Annotated in this window: 5 protein-coding genes and 1 pseudogene; 1 reads left to right on the forward strand and 5 read right to left on the reverse strand. The window is 61.5% G+C overall.

Features of this window, described 5'->3' with window-relative positions; translation table 11 throughout:
- Positions 1-128: 128 nt before the first annotated feature.
- The 5 genes and pseudogenes from FS320_RS40375 to FS320_RS40395 all read right to left on the reverse strand — a co-directional run.
- Positions 129-407: pseudogene (locus FS320_RS40375) on the reverse strand (SRPBCC domain-containing protein); the annotation flags it as partial.
- Positions 391-747 carry an ArsR/SmtB family transcription factor gene (locus FS320_RS40380; RefSeq protein WP_152718116.1) on the reverse strand — a complete coding sequence of 119 codons (357 nt, stop codon included), beginning with the start codon at positions 745-747 and terminating at the stop codon, positions 391-393. The pseudogene FS320_RS40375 and the gene FS320_RS40380, both read right to left, overlap by 17 nt.
- A gap of 78 nt (positions 748-825) precedes the next feature.
- Positions 826-1,020 (reverse strand): hypothetical protein, encoded by a 195-nt coding sequence (locus tag FS320_RS40385; protein WP_152718118.1) that lies wholly within the window; start codon positions 1,018-1,020, stop codon positions 826-828.
- A gap of 202 nt (positions 1,021-1,222) precedes the next feature.
- Positions 1,223-1,402, reverse strand: a complete 180-nt coding sequence (locus FS320_RS40390) for a hypothetical protein (RefSeq protein ID WP_152718120.1) — start codon at positions 1,400-1,402, stop codon at positions 1,223-1,225.
- Between the two features lie 231 nt (positions 1,403-1,633).
- Complete coding sequence (locus FS320_RS40395; protein WP_152718122.1) at positions 1,634-2,125, reverse strand: DUF992 domain-containing protein; 492 nt, start codon at positions 2,123-2,125, stop codon at positions 1,634-1,636.
- A 430-nt stretch (positions 2,126-2,555) separates the two neighbouring features.
- Between FS320_RS40395 and FS320_RS40400 the strand changes: the two genes are divergently transcribed.
- Positions 2,556-3,248, forward strand: coding sequence for a trypsin-like peptidase domain-containing protein (locus FS320_RS40400; RefSeq protein ID WP_152718124.1), 693 nt, complete (start codon positions 2,556-2,558; stop codon positions 3,246-3,248).
- The last annotated feature ends 132 nt before the right edge of the window (positions 3,249-3,380 follow it).

Here is a 3,380-nt window from a genome sequence, read left to right on the forward strand (position 1 = left end):
CGACGACGCCGACCCGTATCGACAATCTCAACTCGATCCATAGCCGCACTGTCCTTTTTGACGTCAATAAGGACAGTCAGTGCCAAATCCGACAATTCCTACAAGGCGGCCCACCTCGGATGCGTACGATACTTGCCGTAGAAGGCCATGGTGTCCGAACCGCCGGCGCCGAATTCCAGCCGATATTTGCCACCGGTGCGGACATCGATATCGCACGATAGGAGCGAAACGCCGGATACCGACTTTGGCATCCACCAGCGCCGGAACAGCTCCGGCTGGCTCCACGCCCTGTAAACCGTACTCGGCGGTGCATCGAATATCCGCGTCACGACGAGTTCGCGATCCCCTCTGCGCTCGACCGACGTGCGGTTCTGCACATCACCTACGCTGCTAGCTTGCCGGTTCATCGCTTCCCTCCTGTTTCAGTTCTCCGATGATTTCGTCCAGTGCTTCGAAGCGGGCCTCAAAGAGCTTGCGGTGCGCCTCGATCCACTCGGCCTCCGCCTTGAGGCCGTTTGTCCCGAGCTTGCAGGTTCTCACCCGTCCGACCTTCTGCGTGACGACGAGCCCCGCCCGCTCGAGAACCTGGACATGCTTCTTCATGCCGGTCAGCGTCAGCTGGAACTTTTCCGCCAGGTTGGTGATCGACGCGTCCGCTTGCCCAAGCTGATCGATGATCCCCCGGCGTGTCGCATCGGACAGCGCCGCAAACGAGAGATCGAGATGATTATCTACATACTGAACCATATAGTTCAGTTTCTAACCTGCTCGCGCAGAAAGCGCAAGCGTCCCGAACTTTGCCTGCTGTAGACCGGTCATTCGAGGTCATGCACCGCGACGGCGGCAATAAATCGTCTGCTGCGGGTCAGGTAGTGAAATTCGTTCACTGATAGGAACGTCCGATGTTCCTGTCCAAAGCGGAAGTTCGCCCCCTTTCCGGAACGTGCCAAACCAGCCATTCGTATCGCTTTCAGGCTTGATCGGGATGGCTCCCCAGACTTCTCGCAGCGTGGTCAGCATCTCGTCGCTCAAGGCATCACGGGAGCCGCGGATCCATGCGGCGGCAACGAGCCAAGCGCGTACGTGCCGTGACGCACCGGATGTGGCCTGCGATGCTGTGAGTGGCCGAGCAATCCTTGGTCACCGGCATCCCAACATAGTCATGCGCGCGACCGCGGGCTGATGCAGGGTCTCGGAGAGGCGCCCCTATGGAAGAGGCAGCCTATTCGGGACCGCCGATGTCACCGGGGAGATCCGGCGACGCGACCATTGATCCTCGCGGGATCGGGCTCTGGGTGAGCTCGGTCTCGACGTAGTTTGGCGGCTGTCCGCCTGAAGGGCCCGACACGCAACCGGAGACCAGGGCCGACAGGATCAGGAACAATGGCAATCTCACGAGCATCGACTTCTCCTTTGCAGATTCTCAGAACCAGAACGAATGATGGCGTGCCAAGGCGATCGGTGTCGCGGAAGCGTGGGCCTGATGAAGTCAGCCATAAGCACCGCCGCTTTCCGCCCCGGATCTTTGCTCATGCGGGCTGGCCTGCCGGATGGAGCGTGAAGCCGGACTAACTCATCGGGAGGCAGGCTTGCGAGCAGCCGCGAGACGCGCACGTGGGCCGTCCGCACCAATTTACGAATTGGCCTCCACGAGCGTTACGGTCGTCACACCACCGGCGATGTTGAGACCAACCTGCCCCTCGACCGAAATGGGCTGTAGCGAGAACGCACGCCCCGTGCCGCCGGTGAGTACATTAGCGCCGAGTCCGACGCCAAGCGTGGCCTCGGCGCCGGCCCCGGCATAGGTTCCCGCCAGCGCACCCCTCGGCAACCCTGGCGCCGCGGCGATGACGCCCCAGACGAGATGTCCCGCCGCGACTTCACCGAGCGCAACACCGAATTCATCGATCTTGCCGGTATAAGCATCGACGCGTCCGCCTCCGTTCGGCGTGAAGGTGCAGCGAAGGGTCTGTTTCTGGACGACGAACAGGCCGATGCCGGCCGAGACGTCGCAGGAGAGTGTCCCGACCCTGACGGAGGATTGCGCAAGAGCGGGTGCCGCCGACGCGAGGAGAGCGGCACTCAGGGCAAGGGCTGCAATGTTCAGTTTGTTGGCAATGCTCATGACAGGCGTTCCATGTTCACGGGTTGGTCGTCGACGGTAAAGGGGGCGGTTCTTGCGGATTTCGCTATCGTCACGGACTGCTCTACTCGACGCGGCTCACTCGACGATCAACGTGCCCACGGTACGGTCGCATGAGGTCGAGACTACACAAGCCTGCATCATCCGCTTGACCTTCCAAGCCATCGGCTTGACATATCGAGACAGGCATCGACAAACGAAGCGAAGTCGGTGGCTTTCGTGTTCGACAGGCCTTTGCGCAGCCCGCCCGTTTTTGGGCATTGTCCCAACGGCCGAACCGCAAGACAGCGCACTACTCGGGCGACACTCTTCCAAGCTTACGAAGTCTTCATGTCCCCGTCAGGATGACGTAACGGCGGCACTGGCATCCAGGTCTCATGACGAACCCGAGAGGTTCAGGGAGGAAGACCAAATGCTGAACGTGAATTCCAATCGCGCCCCCATGCGCACCACCAGGTGGCTCGGTGCTGTTGCCGTGGCGGCCCTCATGGCCGGCGGCGCGGTCCAGACCGGGCTCATCGCTCCGAACGAGGCTCATGCGGAACTGCGGTCCATGGCCCAGCCCGTGCAGGGTGCTCCGTCCTTTGCCGACGTGATCGAGCGGGTCAAGCCCGCCGTCGTGTCCATCAAGGTGAAGGTCCAGAACGTGGCCAGCCGCGACGGCGACCAAGACGATCCCGGCCTCTCGAGCCCCGACCTGCCCAAAGGTCATCCCCTGCAGCGCTTCTTCCGCGATGGACAGCAGGGCCCGGGCCAGCAACAGAGGCAGTTCGGCCAGTCGATGGGCTCCGGCTTCTTCGTCTCGGCTGATGGCTACGTGGTGACGAACAACCACGTCATCGAGAACTGGTCCGCGGTCGAGATCACCCTGGACGACGGCAAGACCCTCGACGCCAAGGTGATCGGCACCGATCCCAAGACTGATCTTGCCCTCTTGAAGGTCGAAGGCAAGGACTTCCCCTATGAACGGATATGTGGCGCGCCACATATCCACGACGTGTTGGACAATGGTGCAAAGTTCGACCTGTCTCAGGTGGACCTGAGAAGCCGGGCTCAACCCGGAAGATCACCCGGACAACATCATCGGCAACCTCGATGCGCTTGACGAGGGTACAGATGATGTCCCGCTTCGTCGCCCAATCCGCAGCCGCGAGCCGATCGTGCACCATCGCGGCAAACAGGTCGAGTTTCCCGACGACGAGGTGCAGCGAACGGACTTGCTCATCGGCCTCCTGGT

The sequence above is a fragment of the Microvirga tunisiensis genome (assembly GCF_009296175.1).
GTDB lineage: Bacteria > Pseudomonadota > Alphaproteobacteria > Rhizobiales > Beijerinckiaceae > Microvirga > Microvirga tunisiensis.

Coding starts and splice junctions, on each gene's coding strand:
- FS320_RS40390 (WP_152718120.1), bottom strand. CDS start 1,402: ATGCTCGTGAGATTGCCATTGTTCCTGATCCTGTCGGCCCTGGTCTCC.
- FS320_RS40380 (WP_152718116.1), bottom strand. CDS start 747: ATGGTTCAGTATGTAGATAATCATCTCGATCTCTCGTTTGCGGCGCTG.
- FS320_RS40395 (WP_152718122.1), bottom strand. CDS start 2,125: ATGAGCATTGCCAACAAACTGAACATTGCAGCCCTTGCCCTGAGTGCC.
- FS320_RS40385 (WP_152718118.1), bottom strand. CDS start 1,020: ATGCTGACCACGCTGCGAGAAGTCTGGGGAGCCATCCCGATCAAGCCT.
- FS320_RS40400 (WP_152718124.1), top strand. CDS start 2,556: ATGCTGAACGTGAATTCCAATCGCGCCCCCATGCGCACCACCAGGTGG.